This is a genomic window from Paraburkholderia terricola, assembly GCF_003330825.1.
Taxonomy (GTDB): Bacteria; Pseudomonadota; Gammaproteobacteria; order Burkholderiales; family Burkholderiaceae; genus Paraburkholderia; species Paraburkholderia terricola.
Window position 1 is genome coordinate 236,019 of the sequence record NZ_CP024941.1, and the last position, 24,271, is coordinate 260,289.

The 24,271-nt window shown below is 65.2% G+C and carries 20 protein-coding genes and 1 pseudogene; 5 read left to right on the plus strand and 16 right to left on the minus strand.

Annotated elements, in window-relative coordinates; translation table 11 throughout:
- Window positions 1-374: 374 nt before the first annotated feature.
- The gene (locus CUJ90_RS01055) at window positions 375-4,160 is read left to right on the plus strand and encodes a methylmalonyl-CoA mutase family protein (protein ID WP_114161770.1); all 3,786 of its coding nucleotides are present in this window, start codon (window positions 375-377) and stop codon (window positions 4,158-4,160) included.
- A gap of 78 nt (window positions 4,161-4,238) precedes the next feature.
- Here the strand turns inward: CUJ90_RS01055 and CUJ90_RS01060 are convergent, their stop codons facing one another.
- The gene (locus CUJ90_RS01060; protein ID WP_114161771.1) at window positions 4,239-5,198 is read right to left on the minus strand and encodes an NAD(P)H-dependent flavin oxidoreductase; all 960 of its coding nucleotides are present in this window, start codon (window positions 5,196-5,198) and stop codon (window positions 4,239-4,241) included.
- A gap of 292 nt (window positions 5,199-5,490) precedes the next feature.
- Here CUJ90_RS01060 and CUJ90_RS01065 point away from each other — a divergent pair, with 292 nt between their 5' ends.
- Window positions 5,491-6,381, plus strand: coding sequence for an alpha/beta fold hydrolase (locus CUJ90_RS01065; protein ID WP_114161772.1), 891 nt, complete (start codon window positions 5,491-5,493; stop codon window positions 6,379-6,381).
- 55 nt (window positions 6,382-6,436) lie between these two features.
- Here CUJ90_RS01065 and CUJ90_RS01070 read toward each other — a convergent pair whose 3' ends face one another.
- Window positions 6,437-6,907, minus strand: coding sequence for an Lrp/AsnC family transcriptional regulator (locus CUJ90_RS01070; protein WP_073432218.1), 471 nt, complete (start codon window positions 6,905-6,907; stop codon window positions 6,437-6,439).
- A 108-nt stretch (window positions 6,908-7,015) separates the two neighbouring features.
- Here CUJ90_RS01070 and CUJ90_RS01075 point away from each other — a divergent pair.
- A pseudogene (locus tag CUJ90_RS01075) lies at window positions 7,016-7,914 on the plus strand (DMT family transporter).
- A gap of 339 nt (window positions 7,915-8,253) precedes the next feature.
- Here CUJ90_RS01075 and CUJ90_RS01080 read toward each other — a convergent pair.
- From CUJ90_RS01080 to CUJ90_RS01105, 6 genes are all read right to left on the minus strand, one after another.
- Window positions 8,254-9,174, minus strand: a complete 921-nt coding sequence (locus CUJ90_RS01080; RefSeq protein WP_114161773.1) for an MBL fold metallo-hydrolase — start codon at window positions 9,172-9,174, stop codon at window positions 8,254-8,256.
- A complete protein-coding gene (locus CUJ90_RS01085; RefSeq protein ID WP_114161774.1) occupies window positions 9,171-9,626 on the minus strand; it encodes a MaoC family dehydratase in 456 nt (151 codons plus the stop codon). The genes CUJ90_RS01080 and CUJ90_RS01085 overlap by 4 nt, the downstream gene beginning before the upstream one ends.
- On the minus strand, window positions 9,623-9,847 hold the full coding sequence (locus CUJ90_RS01090) for a DUF1289 domain-containing protein (RefSeq protein ID WP_114161775.1): 225 nt from the start codon (window positions 9,845-9,847) through the stop codon (window positions 9,623-9,625). Before CUJ90_RS01090 ends, CUJ90_RS01085 begins: the two co-directional genes overlap by 4 nt.
- A 4-nt stretch (window positions 9,848-9,851) precedes the next feature.
- Window positions 9,852-10,373, minus strand: coding sequence for a YbaK/EbsC family protein (locus CUJ90_RS01095; protein WP_114161776.1), 522 nt, complete (start codon window positions 10,371-10,373; stop codon window positions 9,852-9,854).
- Between the two features lie 29 nt (window positions 10,374-10,402).
- Window positions 10,403-11,329: a hydroxymethylglutaryl-CoA lyase gene (locus tag CUJ90_RS01100; RefSeq protein WP_073432212.1), complete on the minus strand. Its 927-nt coding sequence runs from the start codon at window positions 11,327-11,329 to the stop codon at window positions 10,403-10,405.
- Between the two features lie 75 nt (window positions 11,330-11,404).
- On the minus strand, window positions 11,405-12,346 hold the full coding sequence (locus CUJ90_RS01105) for a 2-hydroxyacid dehydrogenase (RefSeq protein WP_114161777.1): 942 nt from the start codon (window positions 12,344-12,346) through the stop codon (window positions 11,405-11,407).
- Window positions 12,347-12,705: 359 nt separating this feature from the next.
- Here CUJ90_RS01105 and CUJ90_RS01110 point away from each other — a divergent pair, with 359 nt between their 5' ends.
- Both CUJ90_RS01110 and CUJ90_RS01115 read left to right on the plus strand, forming a co-directional pair.
- Window positions 12,706-13,308 (plus strand): RBBP9/YdeN family alpha/beta hydrolase, encoded by a 603-nt coding sequence (locus CUJ90_RS01110; RefSeq protein WP_073432210.1) that lies wholly within the window; start codon window positions 12,706-12,708, stop codon window positions 13,306-13,308.
- A 126-nt stretch (window positions 13,309-13,434) separates the two neighbouring features.
- Window positions 13,435-14,460: a sulfate ABC transporter substrate-binding protein gene (locus CUJ90_RS01115; protein WP_073432209.1), complete on the plus strand. Its 1,026-nt coding sequence runs from the start codon at window positions 13,435-13,437 to the stop codon at window positions 14,458-14,460.
- 91 nt (window positions 14,461-14,551) lie between these two features.
- Here CUJ90_RS01115 and bioB read toward each other — a convergent pair whose 3' ends face one another.
- The 8 genes from bioB to CUJ90_RS01160 all read right to left on the minus strand — a co-directional run bounded on the left by bioB (window position 14,552) and on the right by CUJ90_RS01160 (window position 24,243).
- The gene (bioB, locus tag CUJ90_RS01120) at window positions 14,552-15,664 is read right to left on the minus strand and encodes a biotin synthase BioB (protein WP_114161778.1); all 1,113 of its coding nucleotides are present in this window, start codon (window positions 15,662-15,664) and stop codon (window positions 14,552-14,554) included.
- Between the two features lie 33 nt (window positions 15,665-15,697).
- On the minus strand, window positions 15,698-16,417 hold the full coding sequence (gene bioD / locus CUJ90_RS01125; protein WP_114161779.1) for a dethiobiotin synthase: 720 nt from the start codon (window positions 16,415-16,417) through the stop codon (window positions 15,698-15,700).
- On the minus strand, window positions 16,414-17,598 hold the full coding sequence (bioF, locus tag CUJ90_RS01130; protein WP_114161780.1) for an 8-amino-7-oxononanoate synthase: 1,185 nt from the start codon (window positions 17,596-17,598) through the stop codon (window positions 16,414-16,416). Before bioF ends, bioD begins: the two co-directional genes overlap by 4 nt.
- A complete protein-coding gene (gene bioA / locus CUJ90_RS01135) occupies window positions 17,598-18,959 on the minus strand; it encodes an adenosylmethionine--8-amino-7-oxononanoate transaminase (RefSeq protein WP_114161781.1) in 1,362 nt (453 codons plus the stop codon). Before bioA ends, bioF begins: the two co-directional genes overlap by 1 nt.
- Window positions 18,960-20,112: 1,153 nt before the next feature.
- Window positions 20,113-21,378, minus strand: coding sequence for a dienelactone hydrolase family protein (locus CUJ90_RS01140; protein WP_114161782.1), 1,266 nt, complete (start codon window positions 21,376-21,378; stop codon window positions 20,113-20,115).
- A gap of 572 nt (window positions 21,379-21,950) precedes the next feature.
- Complete coding sequence (locus CUJ90_RS01150; RefSeq protein ID WP_114161784.1) at window positions 21,951-22,400, minus strand: YchJ family protein; 450 nt, start codon at window positions 22,398-22,400, stop codon at window positions 21,951-21,953.
- Window positions 22,401-22,407: 7 nt separating this feature from the next.
- Complete coding sequence (locus CUJ90_RS01155; protein ID WP_114161785.1) at window positions 22,408-23,538, minus strand: acyl-CoA dehydrogenase family protein; 1,131 nt, start codon at window positions 23,536-23,538, stop codon at window positions 22,408-22,410.
- A gap of 27 nt (window positions 23,539-23,565) precedes the next feature.
- The gene (locus CUJ90_RS01160) at window positions 23,566-24,243 is read right to left on the minus strand and encodes an SDR family oxidoreductase (RefSeq protein WP_073429301.1); all 678 of its coding nucleotides are present in this window, start codon (window positions 24,241-24,243) and stop codon (window positions 23,566-23,568) included.
- Window positions 24,244-24,271 lie beyond the last annotated feature (28 nt).

The window sequence follows — 24,271 nt, forward strand, 5'->3', positions numbered from 1 at the left end:
TCATCGGTGATGACGGACGACGCCAAAGTTGCCTATCGGTGATGGTCGGGCTAACTGGCGCGCCGCACGCGGGGGGTAGGGGAAGCGGCCTGCCGCGCCAAACGCGTCAAACGCGCCAAACGCGCCAAACGCGCCAAACGCGCCAAACGCGCCAAACGCGCCAAACGCGCCAAACGCGCCAAACGCGCAAAACGCGCAAAAGACGCAAAAGACGCAAAAGACGCAAAAGACGCAAAAGACGCAAAAGACGCAAAACGTGGCAAAGGCGAAGGACGCCAGCCACGCCACACCCCGCCTCCATCCCGCCCGGACGCCGCCCCTCGTTTAGCTATACTGGTTGCCAGCACCCATACGCGTAACGATCTGGGGGAGACATGACCGATCTGTCCACGCCGCGGCGCGCCGGTAGCCACAAGCTGCCAGCGGGCCGGCGTCTGCGTTTCGTCACGGCCGCCGCGCTATTCGACGGACACGACGCGTCGATCAACATCATGCGGCGCATCCTGCAGGCGAGCGGCGTCGAGGTGATTCACCTGGGCCACAACCGCTCCGTCGATGAAGTCGCCACCGCCGCGCTGCACGAAGACGCCGACGGCGTCGCCGTGTCCAGCTATCAAGGCGGGCATAACGAATACTTCCGCTATTTAGTCGAACTCTTGCGCGCGCGCGGCGGCGAGCGCATCAAGGTATTCGGCGGCGGCGGAGGCGTGATCGTCCCCGAGGAAATCGCCGAGCTCGAACGCTACGGCGTGGAGAAAATCTATTCGCCGCATGACGGTCAGCGGCTCGGCTTGCAAGGCATGATCGACGACATGATCGCGCGTTGCCTGGAAGCCGCGCGTGCCGTCGAGGGCAGCCGGGAAAATGCGGTGGGTGCGTGGATCGCCGATCTGTCGGCGCGCAGGTTGCCGCGTTTGGAAGCGCGCACGGAGGCGTCCGCCGACCATCAAAGCGGCGGCGGTCGCGATCCGCTCCACAACGCTCGCGAAGCCGGCGAAACGGCGCAAGCGGACACCGTCCCGCACACCGTCGGCAAGGCGTCCGCCGACCATCAAAGCGGCGGCGGTCGCGATCCGCTCCACAACGCTCGCGAAGCCGGCGAAACGGCGCAAACGGACCCCGTCCCGCACACCGTCGGCAAGGCTTCCGCCGACCATCAAAGCAGCGGCGGCCGCGACCCGCTCCATAGCGCTCGTCAAGCCGGCGAAACGCCACAAGCGGACACCGCAAAGGCGCCCGCCGTCACGCCCACTGCTCCCGTCCTCGATGCACGCGATTCGGTATCGCCCACCTTCCGCCGACTCGCGCAACTGATCAGCGCGTTCGAAACGGGCGGCGTCGCGCCGGCCGAGCGCGAAAAACTGTCGGCGCTTGCGAAGGCGGCCGAGGTACCCATCCTCGGCATCACCGGCACCGGCGGCGCGGGCAAATCCTCGCTCACCGACGAACTGGTTCGCCGTTTCCGGCTCGACCACGGCGACGCGCTCACCATCGCCGTACTCGCCATCGACCCGTCGCGCCGCAAATCCGGCGGCGCGCTGCTCGGCGACCGCATTCGCATGAACGCGATCGCCGACTGGGGCGGCGGCGCGCGCGTGTACATGCGCTCGATGGCGACGCGCGAAGCGTCGAGCGAAATCTCCAACTCTTTGCCCGACGCGCTCATGCTGTGCAAAGCGGCGGGCTTCGATCTGATCGTCGTGGAGACGTCCGGGATCGGCCAGGGCGATGCGGCGATCGTGCCGTTCGTCGACGAATCGCTGTATGTGATGACGCCCGAGTTCGGCGCGGCCAGCCAGTTGGAGAAAATCGACATGCTGGACTTCGCTGGCTTCGTCGCGATCAACAAGTTCGATCGCAAGGGCGCGCCGGACGCGTTGCGCGACGTCGCCAAGCAGGTGCAGCGCAATCGCGGCGACTTCGCGAAGCCGCCCGACGCGATGCCGGTGTTCGGCACGATCGCCTCGCGTTTCAACGACGATGGCGTGACCGCGCTGTATCAGCAAGTGGCAAGCGCGCTGCGCAAGCACGGCTTGCGCGCGGGCGGCGGCCGTCTGCCCACGCTCGATAACGTGCGCTTTTCGAGCGGCCGCAACGCCATCGTGCCGCCGGCCCGTGTGCGCTATCTCGCCGATGTCGCGCAGACGGTTCACGCTTACCGTGAGCGCGCCGACGCGCAAGCGCGCGTGGCGCGCGAGCGTTGGCAACTGGTCGAAGCGCGCCGCATGCTCGGTGAAGCAAATGCGGGCGAGGGTGCGAATGCGGGCGCACATAACAGTGCGATCTCGACGTCAACGGCGAGCGTAGCGTCCTCCGCAGAACAAGCGCCCGAACAAGCCACCACCGCCGAAACCCCGCTCGACAGCTTGATCGCCCAGCGCACCGCCGCCCTCGGCGAACGCGAACGCCAACTACTCGAAAGCTGGCCGCAAACCGTCGCCGCCTATTCCGGCGACGAACACGTCGTCCGCATCCGCGACCGCGAGATTCGCACCGCGCTCACCGTCACGACCCTGTCCGGCTCCGAAGTCCGCAAGGTCGCACTGCCGAAGTTCGTCGACCACGGCGAAATCCTGCGCTGGCTGATGCTCGACAACCTGCCCGGCTACTTCCCGTTCACCGCCGGCGTGTTCCCGTTCCGCCGCGAAAACGAAGACCCGACGCGCATGTTCGCCGGCGAGGGCGACCCGTTCCGCACCAACCGCCGCTTCAAGCTGCTCTCCGAGAGCATGCCGGCCAAGCGTCTTTCGACGGCCTTCGATTCCGTCACGCTCTACGGCGAAGAGCCGGACGAGCGGCCGGACATCTACGGCAAGGTTGGCAATTCGGGCGTGTCGGTGGCGACGCTCGACGACATGAAAGCGCTCTACGACGGCTTCGATCTGTGCGCGCCGGAAACCTCGGTCTCCATGACGATCAACGGCCCCGCGCCGACCATCCTCGCGATGTTCTTCAACGTCGCGATCGATCAGCAGATCGCGCGTATGGAACAGCAGCACGGCCATCCGCTCACGCAAGACCAACTCGCCGCGGCGCGCCGAGCCGCGCTTGAAAACGTGCGCGGCACCGTGCAAGCCGACATCCTGAAGGAAGACCAAGGGCAGAACACCTGCATTTTCTCGACCGAGTTCAGCCTGAAAGTGATGGGCGACATTCAGGCGTATTTCGTCGAGCACGGCGTGCGCAATTTCTATTCGGTGTCGATCTCCGGCTATCACATCGCCGAGGCCGGCGCGAATCCGATTTCGCAACTCGCCTACACGCTCGCGAACGGCTTCACCTATGTCGAGGCCTATCTGGCGCGCGGCATGTCGATCGACGATTTCGCGCCGAACCTGTCGTTCTTCTTTTCAAACGGCATGGACCCGGAGTACACGGTGCTGGGCCGCGTCGCGCGACGCATCTGGGCCATCGCGATGCGCGAGCGCTATGGCGCGAACGAGCGCAGCCAGAAGCTCAAGTATCACGTGCAAACCTCGGGCCGCAGCCTGCATGCGCAGGAAATCGACTTCAACGATATTCGCACCACGCTGCAGGCGCTGATCGCGATCTACGACAACTGCAACTCGCTGCACACCAACGCATTCGATGAAGCGATCACCACGCCCACCGAGGACTCGGTGCGCCGCGCGGTGGCGATCCAGTTGATCATCAATCGTGAATGGGGTTTGGCGAAGAACCAGAACCCGAATCAGGGCAGCTTCGTGATCGAGGAACTGACCGATCTGGTGGAAGAGGCGGTGTTGGCCGAATTCGATCGGCTCACCGAGCGCGGCGGGGTGCTCGGCGCGATGGAAACCGGTTATCAGCGCGGGCGCATTCAGGACGAATCGATGCTGTACGAGCATCGCAAGCATGACGGCTCGTATCCGATCGTCGGCGTGAATACATTTTTGAGCGCGCATCCGCATGAAGCGCCGCAGCCGATCGTGCTGGCCCGCTCCACCGACGCGGAAAAACAAAGCCAGTTGAAACGTCTGCGCGACTTCCAGGCGCGGCATCGCGAGGACGCGCCCGCGGCGCTCGAACGCCTGAAGCGCGCGGTGATCGACGATGAAAACGTGTTCGCGGTGTTGATGGATGTCGTGCGCGTTTGCTCGCTGGGGCAAATCACGCACGCGTTGTTCGAAGTGGGCGGGCAGTATCGCCGCAATATGTGAGGCGGGTATGAGCCGCGGCTCGGCAGCAGACGTACGAGCCGCGACCAACCGCCTTGAAGCGAAGCACTCGCCTCGCGCTCAGCGCGCAATCCCCAGCCGTGCCTTCGCATCGTCGTATTCCTTCGATAAGCGCCGCACCAGTTCCGCGACGCTCGGCACGTCGTCCATCAAACCGACGCCCTGGCCCGCGCCCCAAATGTCTTTCCACGCCTTCGCCTTGTCGCCGCCGAAGTTCATCTTGGTCTTGTCCGATTCCGGCAGCGCGTCCGGGTCGAGCCCCGCGTTCACGATGCTTTCGCGGATGTAGTTGCCGTGCACGCCGGTGAACAGGTTCGTGTAGATGATGTCCGACGCCGTGGAATTGACGATGGCCTGCTTGTAGCTGTCCACCGCGTGCGCTTCTTTCGTGGCGATGAAACGCGTGCCCATGTACGCGAGGTCCGCGCCCATCGCCTGCGCGGCGAGAATCGAGCCGCCGTTGGCGATCGAGCCCGACAGCACGATCGGGCCGTCGAAGATGCGCCGCACTTCGCCCACCAGCGCGAACGGCGAAGTCGTGCCCGCGTGGCCGCCGGCGCCCGACGCCACCAGGATCAGTCCGTCGACGCCCGCTTCCAGCGCCTTCTGCGCATGGCGCAGATTGATCACGTCGTGCAGCACGATGCCGCCGTAGCCATGCACCGCATCGACGATTTCACGCGCGGGCGCGCGCAGGCTGGTGATGAAGATCGGCACCTTATGTTCGACGCACACACGCACGTCGTGCTCGAGCCGCGTATTCGACTGATGAACGATCTGGTTGACGGCAATCGGCCCGATGATCGCATCGGGATGGGCGGCCTTGTGATCGGCGAGCTGCGTCTGAATCTGCGTGAGCCATTCGTCGAGCAATTCCGCGGGGCGTGCGTTCAGCGCGGGAAACGAACCGACAATGCCGGCCTTGCATTGAGCCAGAACCAGTTCGGGATAGCTGACGATGAACATCGGCGAGGCGACGACGGGCAGCGCAAGTTTTTGCAGGACGGCGGGCAATGCCATGATGCGAGTCTCCTGATTTGAGCGACCGGTGCGGCGTGCAGCGCCCGGCGATGATGAGTTTAGCGGCACCTGGCCGACGGCGCTTCGAAGCTCGCGCATCTGTCCATCATGCCGCCGTCTATTAAAGAACGGTCGTTCGATTATAGGCGAAGCGCCTCGCTTGCGTTCGCGTGTTGCTTTGGAACGGTTGGAGGGAGTGTTCAGGTTCTATGCTTGCGTGGGCTAACCCACTCGGGGTGTACATATTGCGCTCCTACAATGCACAGACTTCCAAACGACACGAGACTCCGTTATGGCCTTCGAGAAATTCACGCCCTTTCGCGTCGCCACGGGCGATGTCGACATTTTCGGAGTGAAGGGCGGAGCGGGGCCGCCGCTTCTGTTGCTGCACGGTCATCCGCAATCGCATCTGATCTGGCGGCGCTGCGCCGCGCAACTGGCCGAACACTTCACCGTCATCGCCACTGATCTACGCGGCTACGGCGCGTCGGACAAACCGCCGAGCGACGCCGCCCACACGCCCTATTCGAAACGCGCGATGGCGGCCGACCAGGTCGCCGTGATGCGCCACTTCGGCTTCGAACGTTTTCTGGTGTGCGCGCACGACCGCGGCGCGCGCGTCGCGCATCGCATGGCGCTCGACCATGCCGACGCCGTCGAGCGTCTGATGCTGCTCGACATCGCGCCGACGCTCGCGATGTACGAAGCCACCGACCGCGCGTTCGCCACGCATTACTTCCACTGGTTCTTCCTGATCCAGCCCGAGCCGCTACCCGAGACGTTGATCGGCGCGAACCCGGCCGCGTATGTCGATTCGGTGATGGGCAGCCGTCATGCGGGGCTGGCCGCGTTCGAACCCGACGCGCTCGACGCCTATCGCTCCGCGCTCGCGCAACCCGGCGCGGTTCACGCGATGTGCGAGGACTACCGCGCGGCGGCGAGCATCGACCTCGAGCACGATCGCGCCGATATCGAGCGGGGCCACAAGATCGGCTGTCCGCTGCGTGTGCTGTGGGGCGACAAGGGCGTGATCGAAAAGTGCTTCGACGCGCTGGCGGAATGGCGCCGCGTGGCGCGCGACGTGAGCGGCCGGTCGCTGCCTTGCGGGCATTACATTCCCGAAGAGGCGTCTGAGCCACTGCTCGCGGAAATGCTGTCTTTCTTCGAAGCGGTCGAACAGTAAGCCGCTTCATTCATGCGCGAGCGCCCGCTTGTTAAGAGCCCGCCGCGCCCGCCGCTCAACCGAGCGGCGGCAAGCGGCGCGCGACCGGCGTCGACTTGACGATCGCGGTGCTGGTTTCCGCCCGCTCGGTGACTTTCGACAGAATCTCATCCAACTGCTCGATCGAATGCAGATACAGGCGGCAGATAAAGCAGTCGTCGCCCGTCACCTTGTCGCATTCGACGAACTCCGGAATGCGCCGGATCACTTCCTCCACCAGATGCAACTGACCGGGCAGGGGCTTCACGCGCACGATCGCCTGCAACGTGAAGCCGAGCGCGCGCGGATCGATCTGCACCGTGAAGCGCTCGATCACGCCTTGCGCTTCGAGCCTGCGGATGCGCTCCGCCGTGCTCGGCGCCGACAGGCCGACCGCACGCGCCAGTTCGGCGACCGGCTGACGGGCGTCCTCGGCGAGCGCGGCGAGCAGCGCCCGGTCGGTTTCGTCGAGCGACGCGGGCACAGAGGGAGCAAGGCGTTTGATCACGATGGCCTTCGATTCTTAGGTTTAATCGCCGGAAGGCTTAAGTTTAGCCATGTATTGGCGTCGTCGGATTAATTACACTGCCTGTCGATTCAATTCGAGGATCGAATCATGGCTTCAAATGAAATTCGCCGCGGGGCCGCGGAGATGAGCATGGCCATGCTGATGTCGGCACCATCGGCTGGCTGGTGGTGTCGTCGCAGCAGAGCTCGTTCAACGTGGTGTTCTTCCGCTGCATTTTCGGCGGCGCGACCTTGGCGCTGGTGTGCGCCGTATTGGGTCTCTTCAGGCGCAAGCTGTTTTCGTGGACGATGCTCGGCCTCGCCTTGCTCGGCGGCGCGGCGATCGTGCTGAACTGGGTGCTGCTGTTCGCGGCGTATTCGCGCGCGTCGATCTCGATGGCGACGGCCGTCTACAACACGCAGCCTTTCATGCTGGTCGCGCTTGGCGCGCTGATTTTTCGCGAGCGCATTAGCGCGTCGACGGTGGCATGGCTGGTGGTCGCGTTCATCGGCCTCGTGTTCGTCGTGAAAGTCGAGCCGGCGGTGTTGGCGGTGCCGGGGCAGTATCTGGTGGGCGTCGCCTATGCAGTGGGCGCGGCGGCGATGTACGCGGTGTCGTCGATCATCACGAAGCGGCTCAAGGGCACGCCGCCGCATCTGATCGCGCTGATTCAGGTGTCGCTCGGCGTGGTGATGCTCGCGCCATTCGTGCGTTTCGACGCGCTGCCGACCAATGGCGTGCAGTGGCTCGAATTGATCGTGCTCGGCGTGGTCAATACCGGCCTCATGTACGTGCTGCTTTACGGCGCGATCCAGAAGCTGCCGACTTCGATGACCGGCGCGCTGTCGTTCATCTATCCGGTGGTGGCGATCATCGTCGATCGAATCGCGTTCGGGCAGACGCTCGCATGGATTCAGATACTCGGCGCGGTGCTGATTCTGCTCGCGGCGGCCGGCGTCAATCTCGGCTGGCGAATCGTGCCGCAGAAGCGCTTGTCGTCGACGTGACGAGCCTCCGCTTGCTCGCGTTCCGTGTGGATGCTACGGATTCCGGAACGAGGCATTGTTCATATGGGCGGATCAATGCGCGAACGGATCGCGCGCAAAGCGAGCGGCCATGCGGGTTCGCGCGACACCACCTGTATGCCGGATTAAAACGCGGCGTCAAACTTCTGTAGGGAAATCACTGATGCGGTCGCAAATCCGGCGCGCGTATCATTCGTAACGACGCTGATCACGTCCGACAGAATTTCCGCCGCTCGCCATTCTCAATGGTCGAGCGGCTTTCTTTTTGTGGCGACGGTTTTTAGCCGCACGCCGCTTGGACCCCACACCAGCGCGTGAGCGTCAAGCCTGACGGGCGACGATGCGCGCGCCGTCCACCGCCAGCGGCCCATTTCGCGCCGCGAGTTCCTCGACGATCTCCCGCACCAGCGCCGGCCATTCGCCGCGCGGCTTGAGCATCGACGCGGCGGCGCGCATCGCGGCAGCTTCATCGAGCATTCGCAGCAGGACGTCGAAGCCCATCTCGCGGACTTCGAGCAGCTTGAACACGATCAGCACCTTCAACGCATTCCTCGCATTGCGCGCCGGATCGGCTCGCAACCATGCGACGCGCGAAAACGCCCGCTCCAACGCTTGCCCGACATTCGTGAAAGGCGCGCCGTGGCCGGGAATCACGAGGCGCACGTCCCGTTCCGCAATTGCTTCGAGCACCGCTTGTTCCTCGGCGAAACCGCTTTCACCTTCCAGCTCGGGGAAAATCACGCCGAAGCCGTTTTCCCACAGCGCGTCCGCGCTGATCAGGATGCGCTCGTCCGCGCAATACAGCATCAGCGAATGCGGATCGTGGCCGGGCGCACCGAGCACCTGCCAATCGAGCGCGCCGAGCCGCAACCGCACGCCGGGCGCGATGGTCTCGGTGAAGCTGAAGCGCTCGCAAGTTTGCCCCGTCGCGCGAAACGTCAGACGCGTTTCGTCCCATGCGCGCACGGCGTCGGCTTCGGAGACGGGAATCGCGGTCCTGCACGGCCACGTTGCCTGCAAGAGCGCGTTACCGCCGCAGTGATCCGAATGCAGATGCGTGTTGACGATCAGATCGAGCGGCCGCGCGCCGAGCGTCTGCCGCACCAGGGCGAGCGTTTGCGGCGCATGCGTCGCATAGCCGGTATCGACGAGCGCGGCGCACGCATCGTCGATCAGTAGCACGTTGTTCGACGAGAGCCAGCCACGCTCGAATACCTTGATGGATGGTGGCAGCGCAATCACGATGCGTTCGCCGATGCTTCGGGCTTCGGCATCACCAGAACGGTGGACGTGCCGATCAACACAGTGTCGCCGCGCTGGTTCACCACCGCTCCATCGAGATGCGTCAGATCGCCGTTCAGGCTCGGCTTCCAGTAGGCGTCGCGCACGCGCCAGGTGATCGTGAGCGTGTCGTTCGCATGGACCGCCTTTTTCAGCTTGATGTCGAACTCGAGACCGAGCGGCTGCGCGTAGGTCGAAAAATGCGTCGCCAGCAGCGCCATGAAATAGGCGGTGGGCTGCGTGCCCGAAGCGATCAGCCCGCCGAAGCGGCTTTGCGCGGCATAGGCGTCGTCGTGATGCAGCGGGTTCAAGTCGTTGACGAGCGTGGCGAACGATTTCACCGAATCCGCCGAAAGCGCGAGCGTCGAGCTGAACGTCTCGCCTATCGTGACGATGCGCGGCGGCGCGTTCATCGCGGCACCTTGGCTTGCATCGCCATGAACTGCGCGTGACGCGCCTCGATCGCGTCCCACACCGCGCGCTTCGCGTCGTTGTCGAACGAGGACCAGCCGGCGATTTCGTCGATGCTGCGCAGACACCCCTCGCACCAGCCGGTCGACGCGTCCATCTTGCAGACGTTGATGCAGGGCGACGGCACGGCAGCGCCGTCGTCGTGGCCGAGGCTTTCGGTCATGGCTTCACGCGGTTTCGCGCAGCGCCACGTCGATCACCGGCGCACCCGTCAGCGTAATCAATTCCTGTGCCGTGAGATTGAACACCGCATGCGGATGGCCCGCCGCGGCCCACAAGCTGTCGAGCGTCAGCAGGTCGGCATCGATCAGCGTCACCGGTTCGGTCGCATGGCCGATCGGACACACGCCGCCGATCGCATAGCCGGTTTTTTCGCGGACGAACTTCGCATCCGCGCGGCCGATCTCGCCGACCTGCTCGGCCACCTTCTTCTCGTCGACGCGATTCGCGCCGCTCGCGACCACCAGCACGGGCGCGTCGTCCTCGCGACGGCGAAACAGGATCGACTTGGCGATCTGCGCGACCGAGCAGCCGAGCCCGGCGGCGGCTTCGGCGGAAGTCTTGCCGGTTTCCGGCAGCATCACGATGCGGCCGGCGTGGCCGCGCTCGCGCAGCAACAGCGCGACGCGGCGCGCCGAGTCGGGCAGCGCGGCGAGATTGTCGGATTCGAGGAAAGCGTCGTCCATCATTGTTTTAGATCCTGATTGATTGGCTGAGGTCAAACACAGTTGCCCGCTTCGCTGCGCGCCTTGGCGAGCAGCGCCTTGCCGGCGCGCGATACGTTGGGCCGGCCGATCGACGTCGAGATGAAATCGCCGATCGCCACGACTTGCGCGAGGTCGATGCCGGTTTCGATGCCGAGGCCGTTCATCAGATACAGCACGTCCTCGGTCGCGACGTTGCCGGTCGCGCCCTTCGCATACGGACAGCCGCCGAGCCCCGCCACCGACGCGTGATAAATCTCGATGCCTTCCTGCAACGCGGCGTAGATGTTCGCGAGCGCCTGGCCGTAAGTGTCGTGGAAGTGGCCCGACAGACGTTCACGCGGAAACACCTTGGTCACCGCATCGAACACTTCGCGCGTGCGCTTCGGCGTGCCGACGCCGATCGTATCGGCAATGTCGATTTCGTCGCAGCCGAGCGCCGCGAAACGTTCGACCACATCGACCACCGAGGCCACCGGCACCTCGCCTTGATACGGGCAGCCCAGCGCGCACGACACGCTACCGCGAATCCGCAGGCGGTTTTCCTTCGCCGCGCGCGCCACGGGTGCGAACCGGTCGATGCTTTCCGCGATGCTGCAATTGATGTTCTTCTGCGAAAACGCTTCGCTGGCCGCGCCGAAAATCACGATCTCGTCGGCGCGCGCGGCGAGCGCGCCTTCGAAGCCGCGCATGTTCGGCGTCAGCACCGAGTAGATCGTGCCTGGGCGCCGTTCGATACCGGCCATGACGTCGGCGCCGTCGGCCATTTGCGGCACCCATTTCGGCGAGACGAACGACGCCGCTTCGACGTTGCGAAAACCCGCCGCCGACAAGCGGTTGATCAACTCGATCTTGATCGCCGTGGCGACGAATTCCTTTTCGTTCTGCAGCCCGTCACGCGGACCGACTTCGACGATTTTCACTTGCTGCGGTAAGGCCATGATGTGTCTCCTGCCGCGCTTGGCGGCGCTCCTTCATTGATGTCTCTCAGTGCCTGCTCGGGGCTCACCCGGTTCTCAATACCCGCGTTCGATATTCACCACGCCGCTGACCGTTTCGCCGCGCGCGAGCGCCGTGATTTTCCGCGCGACCTGCGCGACGCTTTCCTCGCGCAACGTCAGCGCGGAGATGTGCGGCGTGATCGTGATACGCGGCTCCCGCCAGAACAGATGATCGGGCGGCAACGGCTCCTCGCGGAACACGTCGAGCGTGGCGGCGGCGAGTTGGCCGCTCGCAAGCGCTTCGAGCAGATCCTGTTCGACCAGATGCCCGCCGCGCGCGACGTTGATCAGATAGGCACCGCGCGCGAGCTTCGAGAAGGTGCGCGCGTTCAGCACGTCGGCTGTATCCGGCGTATGCGGCAGCAGATTCACCAGCACTTTCACGCCGTCGAGAAATGAGCCGAACTGCGCCTCGCCGGCGAAGGTCGTGATGCCCTCGATGTGCCGCGCGCCGCGGCTATAACCGCGCACCGGCATGCCGAAGCCCGCGAGCGTTTGCGCGACATGCGCGCCGAGCACGCCAAGCCCGAGCACGCCGACCGTGAAGGTCTCGCGCGGATGCGGTTCGAGCACTTCCCAGCGGCGTTCGCTTTGCAGTGTCTGGTATTCGTCGAAACGGCGCAGGTAGCGCAGCACCGCGTGCGCGACGTACTCGGCCATTTGCGGCGCCATGCCGGTGTCCTCCAGGCGGATCAACTGGGCGTTGCGCGGCAAGATGCCGGGCTGTTCGCTTTCGAGCGAGAGGATCGCATCCACGCCCGCGCCCAGATTGAAGATCGCGCGCAAGTCGTCGCGGCCGGCCAGCATCTCGCGCGGCGGCCGCCACACGACCGCGAAGTCCGCCGGCGCGGTGTCGCCAGGCTGCCACTCGCGCAGATCGGCCTCGGGCAGCGCGCGGGCAAAGTCGTGAAGCCAGGCGGCGGCATCGGCATGCGGCATGTAGAAGAGGATTTTCATACGGTCAGGAAGACGCCTGCGTTGTCGGGGCGGATTGCGGGGAAGGCCCGTTGTGACGGCTGCGACGCGCGCGGCGCTTCAGACGACGCTTGCGGCATGGAGCCTCCTCCTTTTATGGGTAGGCTTCATTCTACTTTTTCGACGCCGATCGCGCGCGTTTGCGGACGGCCGTGCAATTCGCCGGTCACGCGGCACATGGCGCCGGCCGTGTCGCGGGCCAGTCGCCAGCCACGTCGACAGTCACGGCGCCGCCATCTCGACCGCCATTCAGCCCGATAAACAAAGCACAAAAACTTGGTTCGTTCGCGCGGCGCGCAGCGGGACAATACCTTCCCGGATTCCCTTTGCGAGGGACAGACATGCTTTCATGCACCAAATCGACATGGCCGCCGCGGCTCGTGACCGTGCCCGGTCTGCACGGCAGCGAGGGCGCGCATTGGCAAACATGGCTGGAGCGGCAGTTCGCGCGCTCGCTGCGCGTCGAACAGGCCGACTGGGACGCGCCGGACCTCGCGCTGTGGGCGAAGTCGCTGCGCGATCTGCTCGCGCGCGAGCGCGGACCGTTCGTGCTGGCCGCGCATAGCTTCGGTTGCCTCGCGACCGCGCATGCGCTGCAGCAGGCGTCGTATGCAAACGACGTGGTCGGCGTGCTGTTCGTCGCGCCCGCGAGCCCGGAGAAATTCGGCTTCGCGGGAACGTTCGACGCGCGGCGCCTCGGCGTGCCGTCGATCCTGATCGGCAGCGAAACCGATCCGTGGATGCCGCTCGCCGGTTCGCGCGATCTCGCGCAGCGTTTCGGCAGCGCGTTCGTCAATCTCGGCGACGCGGGGCATATCAACACCGCGGCCGGTTTCGGCCCCTGGCCGCGAGCCAAGTATTTCATCGACACGCTGGTGCATTGCGCCGCGCCATTGCGCTTTCGCGAGGATGCCTTCGAGGCCGCGCAGCACGCATTCGTTTGAGGCTTCGCGCCGCGCTCGAGGCGCCGGCCCCGGCACGAGTGAGCCAGTAAGCGATCCGTTAGAATCCCGCTTCATGCCGCGCGTTCGTGCGGCCACCGGTTTTCATCATCGATAGGCGGGGACAAGATGGCAGGCAAGACGGGCACATCGCGCTGGCTGGCAGCCGGCATGACGGCAATCACGCTCGCGCTCGGCGGCGTGTCGACGGCGCACGCGCAAGCGTCGTTGCTCAACGTCTCGTACGACGTGACGCGTGAGTTGTACAAGGACATCAACGCCGGCTTCATCGCGGCGTACAAGCAGAAGACCGGCGAGACCGTGTCGATCCGCCAGTCGCACGGCGCGTCGAGCGCGCAGGCCTTGTCGGTGCTGCAAGGCTTGCAGGCCGACGTGGTGACGATGAACCAGCCGAACGACATCGACCTGCTCGCCGAAAAGGGCCAACTGGTGCCGACCAACTGGCGCGCGCGCATGCCGAACGACAGCGCGCCGTACACCACGACGATGGTGTTCCTCGTGCGCAAGGGCAACCCGAAGCACATCAAGGACTGGGACGATCTCGCCAAGCCCGGCGTGCAGGTGGTGATCGCCAATCCCAAGACCTCGGGTAATGGCCGCTACACGTATCTGGCCGCGTGGGGTTATCGCAAGCAGCACGGCGGCACCGACGCGCAGGCGCTCGACTTCGAAAAAGCGATCTTCAGGAACGTGCCGGTGCTCGACACGGGCGGCCGCGGCGCGACCACCACCTTCACGCAGCGCGGCATCGGCGACGTGCTGGTGACGTTCGAAAACGAAGTCGCGCTGATGAACACGGGTGTGGGCGCGGGCAATTTCGAAGCGGTGTATCCGTCGGTGAGCTTGCTGGCGGCGCCGCCCGTGGCGATCGTCGACAAGGTGGTGGACAAGCGCGGCACGCGCAAGGAAGCGCAGGCGTATCTCGACTATCTGTGGTCGGCGGCCGCGCAGGAAATCATCGCGCAACATCATCTGCGTCCGCGCGACAGGAACGTGCTCGCCAAGCATGAGGCGGAGTTCAAGCCGATCAAGACCTTCACCGTCGAAGAGATGTTCGGTAGCTGGCAGAAAGCGCAGCAAACGCATTTCTCCGATGGCGGGACGTTCGATCAGATCATCGTGGATAGGAAGTAAAGCTTCGGGTGAAGCACAAAGGCCGCCTTCGGTTCGTTACCGAGGCGGCCTTTTTTATTGCGCGAATTGCTATCGCATGCGCTTGTTACGTTTAGTTGGGCGCGGCGTGCGAGTCATGACCGTGTTCGCAGCCATGCTCGCAACCGCTCTGATCGAGCGGCATCTGTTGCGCCGCTTCCGCCCGAATCCCCAGGCGCTCCAACAGCTTGCGATCCGCCTCCGCTTGCGGATTGCTGGTGGTCAGCAACTGATCGCCATAGAAAATCGAGTTCGCGCCGGCGAGAAAGCACATGGCCTGCAACGCTTCGTTCATCTGCTCGCGTCCCGCCGACAGACGCACCATCGCGCGCGGCATCGTGATGCGTGCAATCGCGATCGTGCGCACGAACTCGAACGGGTCGATCGCTTCCGTGCCGGTCAGCGGCGTGCCTTCCACTTGCACCAGGTTGTTGATCGGCACCGACTCGGGATACGGCTCCATGTTCGCCAGTTGCGCGATCAAGCCAGCCCGCTCGCGGCGCGACTCGCCCAAACCGACGATGCCGCCGCAGCACACGTTGATGCCCGCGTCGCGCACCCGTTCGAGCGTGTCGAGACGGTCCTGATACGTGCGCGTCGAAATGATCTGGCCGTAGAACTCCGGCGACGTATCGAGGTTGTGGTTGTAGTAGTCGAGGCCCGCTTCGCGCAGAGCTTGCGCCTGGTGCGTCTCCAGCATGCCGAGCGTCACGCAGGTTTCGAGACCCATCGCCTTCACGCCGCGGATCATGTCCTTGATCGGCTCCAGGTGCCGGTCTTTCGGATTGCGCCACGCGGCGCCCATGCAAAAGCGCGTTGCGCCGTTTTGCTTGGCGGCGCGCGCGGCGGCGAGGACTTCGTCGACCGGCATCAGCTTGTCGGCCTGCAGGCCCGTGTCGTGATGCACCGACTGCGGACAGTACGCGCAATCTTCCTCGCAGCCGCCCGTCTTGATCGACAGCAGCGTCGACAGTTGCACGGTGTTCGCGTCGAAATGCTCGCGATGTGTTTGCTGCGCGCGGAACATCAGATCGTTGAACGGCAGTTCGTACAGCGCGACGATGTCGGCGACGCGCCAGCGCGCGAGTTGCTTGCCGTCCGATGCGGCGCTGTTGGCGTTGTGATTGGCATTGCTGTTGGCGGCCGCCGTGTCGACCGGCGTCGGAGCGATGTTCAGTTGCGTCATGTCGTCAATCCTCATGGATGGATGTGATGTTGATCAGCGCCGCGCATGGCGCAGCGTCTGCAAGAGTCGGTCGATGTCGAGCCGGTCCGCCGCGAGTTCGGGCGAAGCCGGGCTCAGATGCGGCACGATGCCGAGCAAGGGCGCGTCGTGTTCGCGCGCAAGATGCTCGCGGATCGACGCGATGTTTTCGTCGGGGAACGTCATGTCGGGGTCGACACGGTTCGCCACCCAGCCGGCGAGCGTCAGTCCGCGCGCGGCGATCGCTTCGGCGGTGAGCAGCACATGGTTGATGCAGCCGAGGCGCAGGCCGACCACCAGCACGACCGGCAGTTTCAAGGCGACGGCGAGATCGGCGGTGTCCGCAGTCGCCGTCAACGGCACGCGAAAGCCGCCGACGCCTTCCACGACCACGACGTCCGCGCGCTTCACAGCCTCGGCATGGCAAGCGACGATGTGCGCGATATCGAAGGTGACGTTTTCGAGCGCGGCCGCGATGTGCGGCGCGGCCGGTTCTTTCAGCAGATAGGGCGTGCGAATGTCGGGCGGCAGCAAGACGTTCGATGCGGCGTCGAGTTGATCCGCGTCCTCGTTATGCAGAACGCCGTCGAGTTCGAATGCGCCGGCGGCGATCGGCTTCATCGCGGCGGCTTGCAGGCCTTCGCGAACGAAGCCGCGCAACAGCGCCGACGAAACGAACGTCTTGCCGATTTCCGTATCCGTGCCGGTGACGAAGAGAGACAGCGCCGTGCTCATGCCGCTTTCGCTCCCGCTTGTTGCAAGCCCGCTTCGAGCCGGTCGAGATCCGCTTGCGCGTGCGCGGCGGAAAGCGAAATACGCAAGCGCGACGTGCCGGTGGGCACGGTCGGCGGACGAATCGCCGGCACCCACAGACCCGCGCGGTCGAGCAGGGCGGCGATGTCGAGCGTGGCTTCGTTCGCGCCGATGATGAGCGGCTGCACGGCGGTATGCGAATCGACCGGAAGCCACGGCGTGGCTTTCAGCATCTCACGCGTGCGTTCGATCAATTGCCGAAGATGCGCGCGCCGCGCATCGCCTTCGTCGCCGCCGATGATGCGCAAACTCGCCGACACCGCATACGCGGCGGCAGGCACCGAGGCCGTGGTGAAAATGTACGGACGCGCGCGCTGCACGAGCCATTCGATCACGGTGCCGTGCGCGACGACGAACGCGCCCGAGACGCCCGCCGCCTTGCCGAGCGTGCCGATCGAAATCAGGTTCGGCGAGCGCAGCGCGGTTTGCGCGATTGCGCCGCGGCCTTGCGGACCGAGCACGCCGAAGCCATGCGCGTCGTCGAGAATCAGCCACGCGCCGTGTTGCTCGGCGAGTTCGAGCAGACGCGGCAGCGGCGCGATATCGCCGTCCATGCTGAAGACCGTATCGGAGACGATCACTTTCACTTCCGCGTCGGAAGCGTCGAGCATCGCGCTCAACGCTTCGGTATCGCAGTGGGGGTAGATCTGCACGTCGGCGCGCGACAGGCGCGCGCCGTCGATCAGCGACGCGTGATTCAATGCGTCGGAGAAAAGCGTCGTGCCGCGGCCCGCGAGCGCGGTGAGCGTCGCGAGGTTCGCCATGTAGCCGGTGCTGAAGTACAGCGCGCGCGCATTGTCGACGAAGCCGCCGACGAATTCCGCGAGGTCGTCTTCGAGTTGCGCATGCGCGCGCGAGTGGCCGCCGAGCAGATGCGAACCGCCGCTGCCCGCGCCATAGCGCCGCGCGCCTTCGCCGATCGCGGCGATCAGTTGCGGATGCGCGGCGAGGCCGAGGTAGTCGTTACTGGCGAAGCCGATGATCTCGCGGCCGTCCACCGTCATGTGCGCGGCGCACGGCGTGTCGGCGGTGCGGCGGCGACGGCGCAGGCCGCGTGCGTCGATGTCCTTCAGGCCTTGTGCAAGTGTGTCGAGCAAGTGCATTAGCGCGCCTCCGCGAGCGTGGCTTCGAACGTTTCATGAGTGCGCGAGGCGAGCAGCGCAAGTTCTTCGTCGTCGAGAATGTACGGCGGCATCAGATACACGGTGGTCGAAATCGGGCGCAGCAGCAGCTCGCGCTGCAACGCGTTTTCGAAGAAGCGGCGCGAGAATGTCCTCGCGTGTTGAGCGTCGTCGATCACCGCGTCGAACGCGAAAATCGTGCCGCACTGGCGCAGATTGCGCACCTGCTCGTGCCCAGCGAGCGGAGCAAGCGCGGCCTTCAGTTTCGCGGACTTCTGCGCGTTGACGGCGAGGACGTTGTCGCTCGCGAACAGGTCGAGCGTGGCGAGCGCCGCGCGGCACGCGAGCGGATTGCCGGTGTAGGAATGCGAATGCAGGAAGCCGCGCGCGGTGTCGTCGTGATAGAAGGCCGCGAAGATTTCATCGCGCGACAACACGATCGAGAGCGGCAGATAACCGCCGCTAATGCCTTTCGACAGACACAGAAAGTCCGGCCAGATACCCGCTTGCTCGCATGCGAAGAACGTGCCGGTGCGACCGCAACCGACGGCGATTTCATCGGCGATCAGATGCACGCCGTACTGGTCGCACAACGCGCGCAATCCGGCGAGATACGACGCGTCGTGCATCGCCATGCCGGCTGCGCATTGCACGAGCGGCTCGACGATCAGCGCGGCGATTGTGTCGGCGCGCGCTTCGAACAGCGAGCGCACGTGATCGAGCGCGCGGCGCGCGACGTCGGCGGCGGTCTCGCCAGGCTGCGCGAGGCGCGCATCGGGCGACGCGACGACGTGCGCGTGGCGGATCAGCGGGTCGTAGGCGTCCTTGAAGAGCGCGACGTCGGTGACGCCGAGCGCGCCGATGGTCTCGCCGTGGTAGCTGTTGGCGAGGCAGACGAATTCCTGCTTGTCGGCGAAGCCGCGATTGCGCCACGAGTGGAAGCTCATCTTCAGCGCTATTTCGACGGCGGATGCGCCATCGGACGCGAAGAACGCGTGGCCGAGCGTGTTGCCGGTGAGCGCGCCGAGGCGCTCCGCGAGTTCGATGGCCGGCTCGTGCGTGCAGCCCGCGAGCATCGCGTGTTCGAGCGTGTCGAGCTGGTCTTTCAGCGCCGCGTTGATGCGCGGGTTCGCGTGGCCGAACAGATTGACCCACCAGGAGCTGATCGCGTCCAGATAGCGGTGATCGGCGCGGTCGTAAAGCCACGCGCCCTGGCCGCGCGCGACGGGAATGAGCGGCAGACGCTCGTGGTGCTTCATCTGCGTGCAGGGGTGCCAGACGGCGCGCAGGCTGCGGGCGATCCAGTCTTCTCGTGATGACGGTTGTGTTGCCGGGTTTTGCAAAGCGGGTACTCCAGGATGCTTTTTGCCGCTGCGCGTACGGCTTTTTAGGGCCGTTTCGTTGCGCTGCGCGCGGCGTTTGGCGATGCGCGCGGGGTCGAGATTAGCGGTTTATTTCGTTGCGCGCACCTGCGCTGGAATTTGGGGTTTTGCTTGCTGGGCTGGGGTTTGGGGCTGTTCGATGCAGGTCGTTTCTGTTTTCTCGTGAAGGTCGATGATCGGTGCAGTTGACGACGGCAAAGTAGTGGGATGTAGGTGGGGTTTGGCCTGCTCGGCGGTTTGGGTTGTGGGGTTGGTTTTTTGGCCTTTGCTTGATTTGTTAGTGGTCTATTGGCGTTGCCCCTGTGCGGGGCGGCACCTACTTTCTTTGCCGCCGCAAAGAAAGTAGGCAAAGAAAGCGGCTCACACCGCCAGCCTTGAAGCGGGTCCCCTGGCTTGGAGGGGATTGTGGTGCATCTGGAATCGGTGTTCTCGCGCACTCCGCGTTCGTGACAAGGCAGTCATACTTCCCGCCTCGCGCTGCGCGCTCGCCGGAAGCGGCGCGCACGGAAACCAGCGGTTTCATTGGGCGCGGTGGGGGCCATCGGCTTCGCCTCGGCGAGACGCTGAAATGCCAGGTGCTGTTTCAGATGTGTCGCTGGTTGCAGGACACCGGTTGTGGATTGTGGGGCGGGTCGCCGGTCGCCGTGCTGAGCGTCCGGCCGCGCGCCGATGCGCCGGCAAATTGTCGGCAACTCGCCGGCATTCGATGCAGTGACGCCGGGCGCACGCAGCGCTATTGGTTTGGAGAACTGCGGCTGACGGCGGTTTGTCTGGGCATCGAGAACTGCTGTCGACCGCAGAAGCGCCGTGCGACTTTATGAAGTACCGCGACGGCGCGCGTAGCGTCGCCGGAAGAATGACTGCTGTGTCACGAGCGCGGAGTGCGCGAGAACACGGATTCCAGATGCACCACGATCCCCTCCAAGCCAGGAGACCCGCTTCAGAACTGGCGGTGTGAGCCGCTTTCTTTGCCTACTTTCTTTGCGGCGGCAAAGAAAGTAGGTGCCGCCCCGCACAGGGGCAACGCCAATAGACCACTAACAAATCAAGCAAAGGCCAAAAAAAAATCAAACCCCAAAAACCAACCCCGCCGAGCAGGCAAAAAAACCGACCCTCACTCCCGGCTAGCAATAGCATGCCGACCTTGATCCGCACCGCTCGCAGCGGTCTGAGTACCCCCAGAACCCCAAACAACCGCGTTATCCACCGCATACAACCGGCAAGGCGCCGAACTCTGCTTCTGGCAATTGGCAATCGCCACCGACATCGGATCGTCGCCGCCCTCGGCCCACGACCACGCGCCGGTATCCGACACGGCAAAAGCCCGGCTAGGATATTGATGCAGGAAGTTCCGATAGCCATTGCGCCCGGCTTCGTCGACGAACGGCACCGCATCCACCGCATCGACAGCGGCAAACCCGCTCGCCTTCGGCAACGAAGGATCGGACACGCGATACTGCACGCCCGTGGGCATGCCCACGCGGGCCAGGAAAGCCTCGACGGCCGGCCACCACACATGCACGCCGTCGCGGTCGCCCACCAGCCGATGCGCGTCGTTCTTGTAGTTGCCGAAATCCACCATCTTCGCGCTCGCGCCATGCTCGGCATACGCGGCGTACATGCCCGCCACCAGCGGCGCGGTCCACACCGAGTCGTTATCGCCGTACATCCACAACGACGGCACCTTGGTCTTTTCACCGTACGCGCCGAATGCGCGCGTGAGGTTGGCCTGCCAGCCGCTGCACGCGTCCTGCCGCAAACCGCCCGAGAAATTGATCAGCGCCCGCACGCCCGGCGCGGCTTCGGTGCCGTAGGCCATCGTCGCGAGACCGCCGTGCGAGGTGCCGGCCACCACGATATGCGTAGCGTCCACGTAAGGCTGCTTCGACATGTAGCCGATGGTGGCCGCCACGTCGCCGGCCTGGCTCATGCCATTGCGTTCGACGTCGCAACCGTCCTGCTGATAAACGCCGTCCGAATGGCCGAAGCCCTGGCGGTTCGGCGCCACCACCACGTAGCCGCGGCGCACGAATTCGCGCGCGAACGGCAGCGGGTTGCTGCGTTCCTGCGTGCGCGGGTCGCCGGGAATCTTGCCGTGGTTGAACACGATCATCGGAAACGGGCCTGGGCCGTCCGGTTTGTAGATCGTCGTTTCGAGCGTGACCGCGCCGGCAGCGTCCACCGGCACGCGGATGATTTTTTCGTTGAGGCCCGCAGCCGGCAGATAGACGTCGTCGTCGAGCGCGATGCGCGGCACCTGCGCGCGGGCGAGAGGTCCCGCCTGGGTGTCGGCGAGCGGAGCGGCGTGCGCGACGGCGACAGCGCACGCAGCCGCTGCACAGATCACCGCACACTTCGTCAGAACCTTGCTGAACACCATTAACGCATCCGCCTCAAAAACTTGCCTGAATACCGTCATGCCCACTTGTCCAGAACGGCTGCTGACATTTTGCTTTCACCGGTGTTTTCGACACGCAAAAACATACCCGCGTACTGCTGCGCGAAGCGCACGCACGCCACTGGAGATCGCACGGGATTGAACCCAAACGGCCGACGCGACCCCACGCGCCGATGATGAGCGCCACCCATGCTGCCCGGAAGCGCCGCCGAACCCACACTATCTGGTGACCGGCAGCGTCCTTGCGCATTTTGCGTAGCCGGTTATGACCGGCTTTCGCAACGTGACGCCATGAAGCTACGGCCTCATCCTGGCACGACAATTTTGTTTTGTGCAATCAAGGAGAACCCGCGACGAAAAAATTGCCGTGCGCGGCTTGGGCTCATGCGGGCTGGAAGACGCTGGTCTCGCCGGCGGCCGGCTGCACGAGGCAAGGTGGCGGGCGCATGGGCTGTGGCGCCGGGCCAACACGAACAGGAAGCCGGTCTTTGAGGGCCGCATGTGAACGCGCCTCGCAGGCTGGCGCATGGTGTAAGGCTCGGGAAGGCGTCGGGCTATTCGCTCACGTCGCCGTCGACATAGCGCCAGCGGCCGTCCTCATCGCGTATGAAGCGGCTCAGCTCGTGCAGCCGGTGCGCGCGGCCACCCACCTTGTAACGCGCGACGAATTCGACCGTCGCGTGATCGGCGTCGGTTTCAGCGAATGCCTTGATCTGAAGTCCGAGCCAACGTGGCGCATCGGGCGCGGCGGGGTCCGCGTCGAGGTCGGCGGGGCAGGTGTGCGGCGCCCAGGTGGCGCGCAAATAATCCGTCGCGCCGAGAACGTACGCGCTGTAACGCGAGCGCATCAGTTCGAGCGCGCGCGGCGCCGCTTCGCCGCCGTCGATGTAACGGCCGCAGCATTGCGCGAAGCGGGGCGCGCGGGCGCCGGCGCGCTGGCCGGGCGCGGCGCCGCCGCAGGGACAGTCGGATGGACGCTGCGCCGGCAACAATGGCTCGTTCATTGGACGTTCAGCCAAGACCGCGAGCGATCAGGATCTTCTGGATGTCGCTCGTGCCTTCGTAGATCTGGCACACGCGGACATCGCGGTAAATACGCTCGACCGGGAAGTCGCTCAGATAGCCGTAGCCGCCATGAATCTGCAAGGCCGCGGAACAGATGCGCTCGGCGGCTTCTGAGGCGAACAGCTTGGCCATCGCGGCTTCGGTGAGGCACGGCTGGCCGGCGTCTTTCAGCGCAGCGGCATGCCAGATCAGCTGACGCGCGGCCTCGAGTTGCGTCGCCATGTCGGCGAGGCGAAACTGCACGGCCTGGTGCGAGAAGAGCGGCGCACCGAAGCTCTCGCGCTCCTTGGCGTAGGCCAACGCCGCCTCGAACGCGGCGCGCGCCATGCCGACGCTTTGCGCGGCGATGCCGATGCGCCCGCCTTCGAGCCCGGACAGCGCGATCCGATAGCCTTCGCCTTCCGCGCCGATGAGGTTCGCGGCCGGCACGCGGCAGTCCTCGAAAATGATCTGCGCCGTATCCGACGAATGCTGGCCGAGCTTGTCCTCGATTCGCGCGACGACGTAGCCCTTGGTATCGGTCGGCACGATGAACGTGCTGATGCCGCGCTTGCCCGCCGCCTTGTCGGTCACGGCCATCACGATCGCGACGTTGCCGTTCTTGCCGCTCGTGATGAACTGTTTGACGCCGTTCAGCACGTACGCGTCGCCGTCGCGGGTCGCGGTGGTGCGCAGCGCGGAGGCGTCGGAGCCGGCCTGCGGTTCGGTCAGGCAGAACGCGCCGAGCATCTCGCCGCGCGCGAGCGGCGTGAGCCAGTCGCGCTTCTGCGCGTCGTTGCCGTAGCTCAGCAGGATGCTGCACACCGGGCAATTGTTGACGGAAATGGCGGTGGACGTGCCGCCGTCGCCAGCGGCGATTTCCTCGAGGATCAGCGCGAGCGCCAAGGCGTCCATGCCCGCGCCGCCGTAGGCTTCGGGCACCAGCACGCCGTATGCGCCGAGTTCGGCGAGTTGCCGATGCACGTCGTGCGGAAAAACCCGCTCGCGGTCCCACCGCGCCGCGTGCGGCGTGACGGCTTCGCGCACGAACGTGCGCAGCGCGTCGCGCACCATCAGGTGGTCCTGGTCAAGCACCATCGCTCAGTCTCCTCATTCTTGGCGCTCTCACCAGTCGAGCGGCGTGCCGTCGTATTGATAGAAGCGGCCATTGAACGCCTCGCGCGCGGCCGCGGCCTGTGCCAGCAATTCGCGCATGCCGGTGACGCTGCGCGCCGGATCGATCGCCGCCTCGGCGCCGCCCATGTCGGTGCGCACCCAGCCCGGATGCAGCGAAACGCAGGTCGCGCGCCTGACCTCGAGCGACGCGAGTTTCAGCGCGTTGTTGAGCGCCGCCTTGCTCGCACGATAGAGCCAGCCGGTCGTGCCGCCCGCGTCGCCGATGCTGCCCATCTTGCTCGAGATCACCGCGAACACGCCGCCGGTTTCCTCGACGAGCGGCAGCAGGATCGGCATCAACTGCATGGGACCGCGCACGTTGGTGTGCATGACATGGTCGAAGTCGTCGGCGGTGATGGTCTCGATGCCCGCGGTGCGCGGGCCGTAGACGCCCGACACGACGATCGCCGCATCGAGCCGTTCGCCGTCGAGCTTCCAGCCGAGCGCGGCGATTTCGTCGGGCGCGGTGACGTCGACGGAAAAAGTCTCCGCGCCGAGTTCGTTCAATGCGTCGAGCGCGGCCCCGTCGCGCGCGGTGGCGAGCACGCGCCAGCCGCTCTTTTTGTATTGCCGCGCAAACTCCTGGCCGATGCCGCGCGACGCACCCACGATCAACACTGTCTTCATCGAATCACCTCGAGCCTCAACTGCCGCA

Coding starts and splice junctions, on each gene's coding strand:
- CUJ90_RS01150 (WP_114161784.1), bottom strand. CDS start 22,400: ATGAACGAGCCATTGTTGCCGGCGCAGCGTCCATCCGACTGTCCCTGC.
- CUJ90_RS01060 (WP_114161771.1), bottom strand. CDS start 5,198: ATGGCATTGCCCGCCGTCCTGCAAAAACTTGCGCTGCCCGTCGTCGCC.
- bioF (WP_114161780.1), bottom strand. CDS start 17,598: ATGCACTTGCTCGACACACTTGCACAAGGCCTGAAGGACATCGACGCA.
- CUJ90_RS01105 (WP_114161777.1), bottom strand. CDS start 12,346: ATGAAAATCCTCTTCTACATGCCGCATGCCGATGCCGCCGCCTGGCTT.
- CUJ90_RS01155 (WP_114161785.1), bottom strand. CDS start 23,538: ATGGTGCTTGACCAGGACCACCTGATGGTGCGCGACGCGCTGCGCACG.
- CUJ90_RS01115 (WP_073432209.1), top strand. CDS start 13,435: ATGGCAGGCAAGACGGGCACATCGCGCTGGCTGGCAGCCGGCATGACG.
- CUJ90_RS01160 (WP_073429301.1), bottom strand. CDS start 24,243: ATGAAGACAGTGTTGATCGTGGGTGCGTCGCGCGGCATCGGCCAGGAG.
- CUJ90_RS01095 (WP_114161776.1), bottom strand. CDS start 10,373: ATGATGGACGACGCTTTCCTCGAATCCGACAATCTCGCCGCGCTGCCC.
- CUJ90_RS01085 (WP_114161774.1), bottom strand. CDS start 9,626: ATGAACGCGCCGCCGCGCATCGTCACGATAGGCGAGACGTTCAGCTCG.
- CUJ90_RS01100 (WP_073432212.1), bottom strand. CDS start 11,329: ATGGCCTTACCGCAGCAAGTGAAAATCGTCGAAGTCGGTCCGCGTGAC.
- CUJ90_RS01090 (WP_114161775.1), bottom strand. CDS start 9,847: ATGACCGAAAGCCTCGGCCACGACGACGGCGCTGCCGTGCCGTCGCCC.
- CUJ90_RS01055 (WP_114161770.1), top strand. CDS start 375: ATGACCGATCTGTCCACGCCGCGGCGCGCCGGTAGCCACAAGCTGCCA.
- CUJ90_RS01140 (WP_114161782.1), bottom strand. CDS start 21,378: ATGGTGTTCAGCAAGGTTCTGACGAAGTGTGCGGTGATCTGTGCAGCG.
- bioB (WP_114161778.1), bottom strand. CDS start 15,664: ATGACGCAACTGAACATCGCTCCGACGCCGGTCGACACGGCGGCCGCC.
- bioD (WP_114161779.1), bottom strand. CDS start 16,417: ATGAGCACGGCGCTGTCTCTCTTCGTCACCGGCACGGATACGGAAATC.
- CUJ90_RS01065 (WP_114161772.1), top strand. CDS start 5,491: ATGGCCTTCGAGAAATTCACGCCCTTTCGCGTCGCCACGGGCGATGTC.
- CUJ90_RS01110 (WP_073432210.1), top strand. CDS start 12,706: ATGCTTTCATGCACCAAATCGACATGGCCGCCGCGGCTCGTGACCGTG.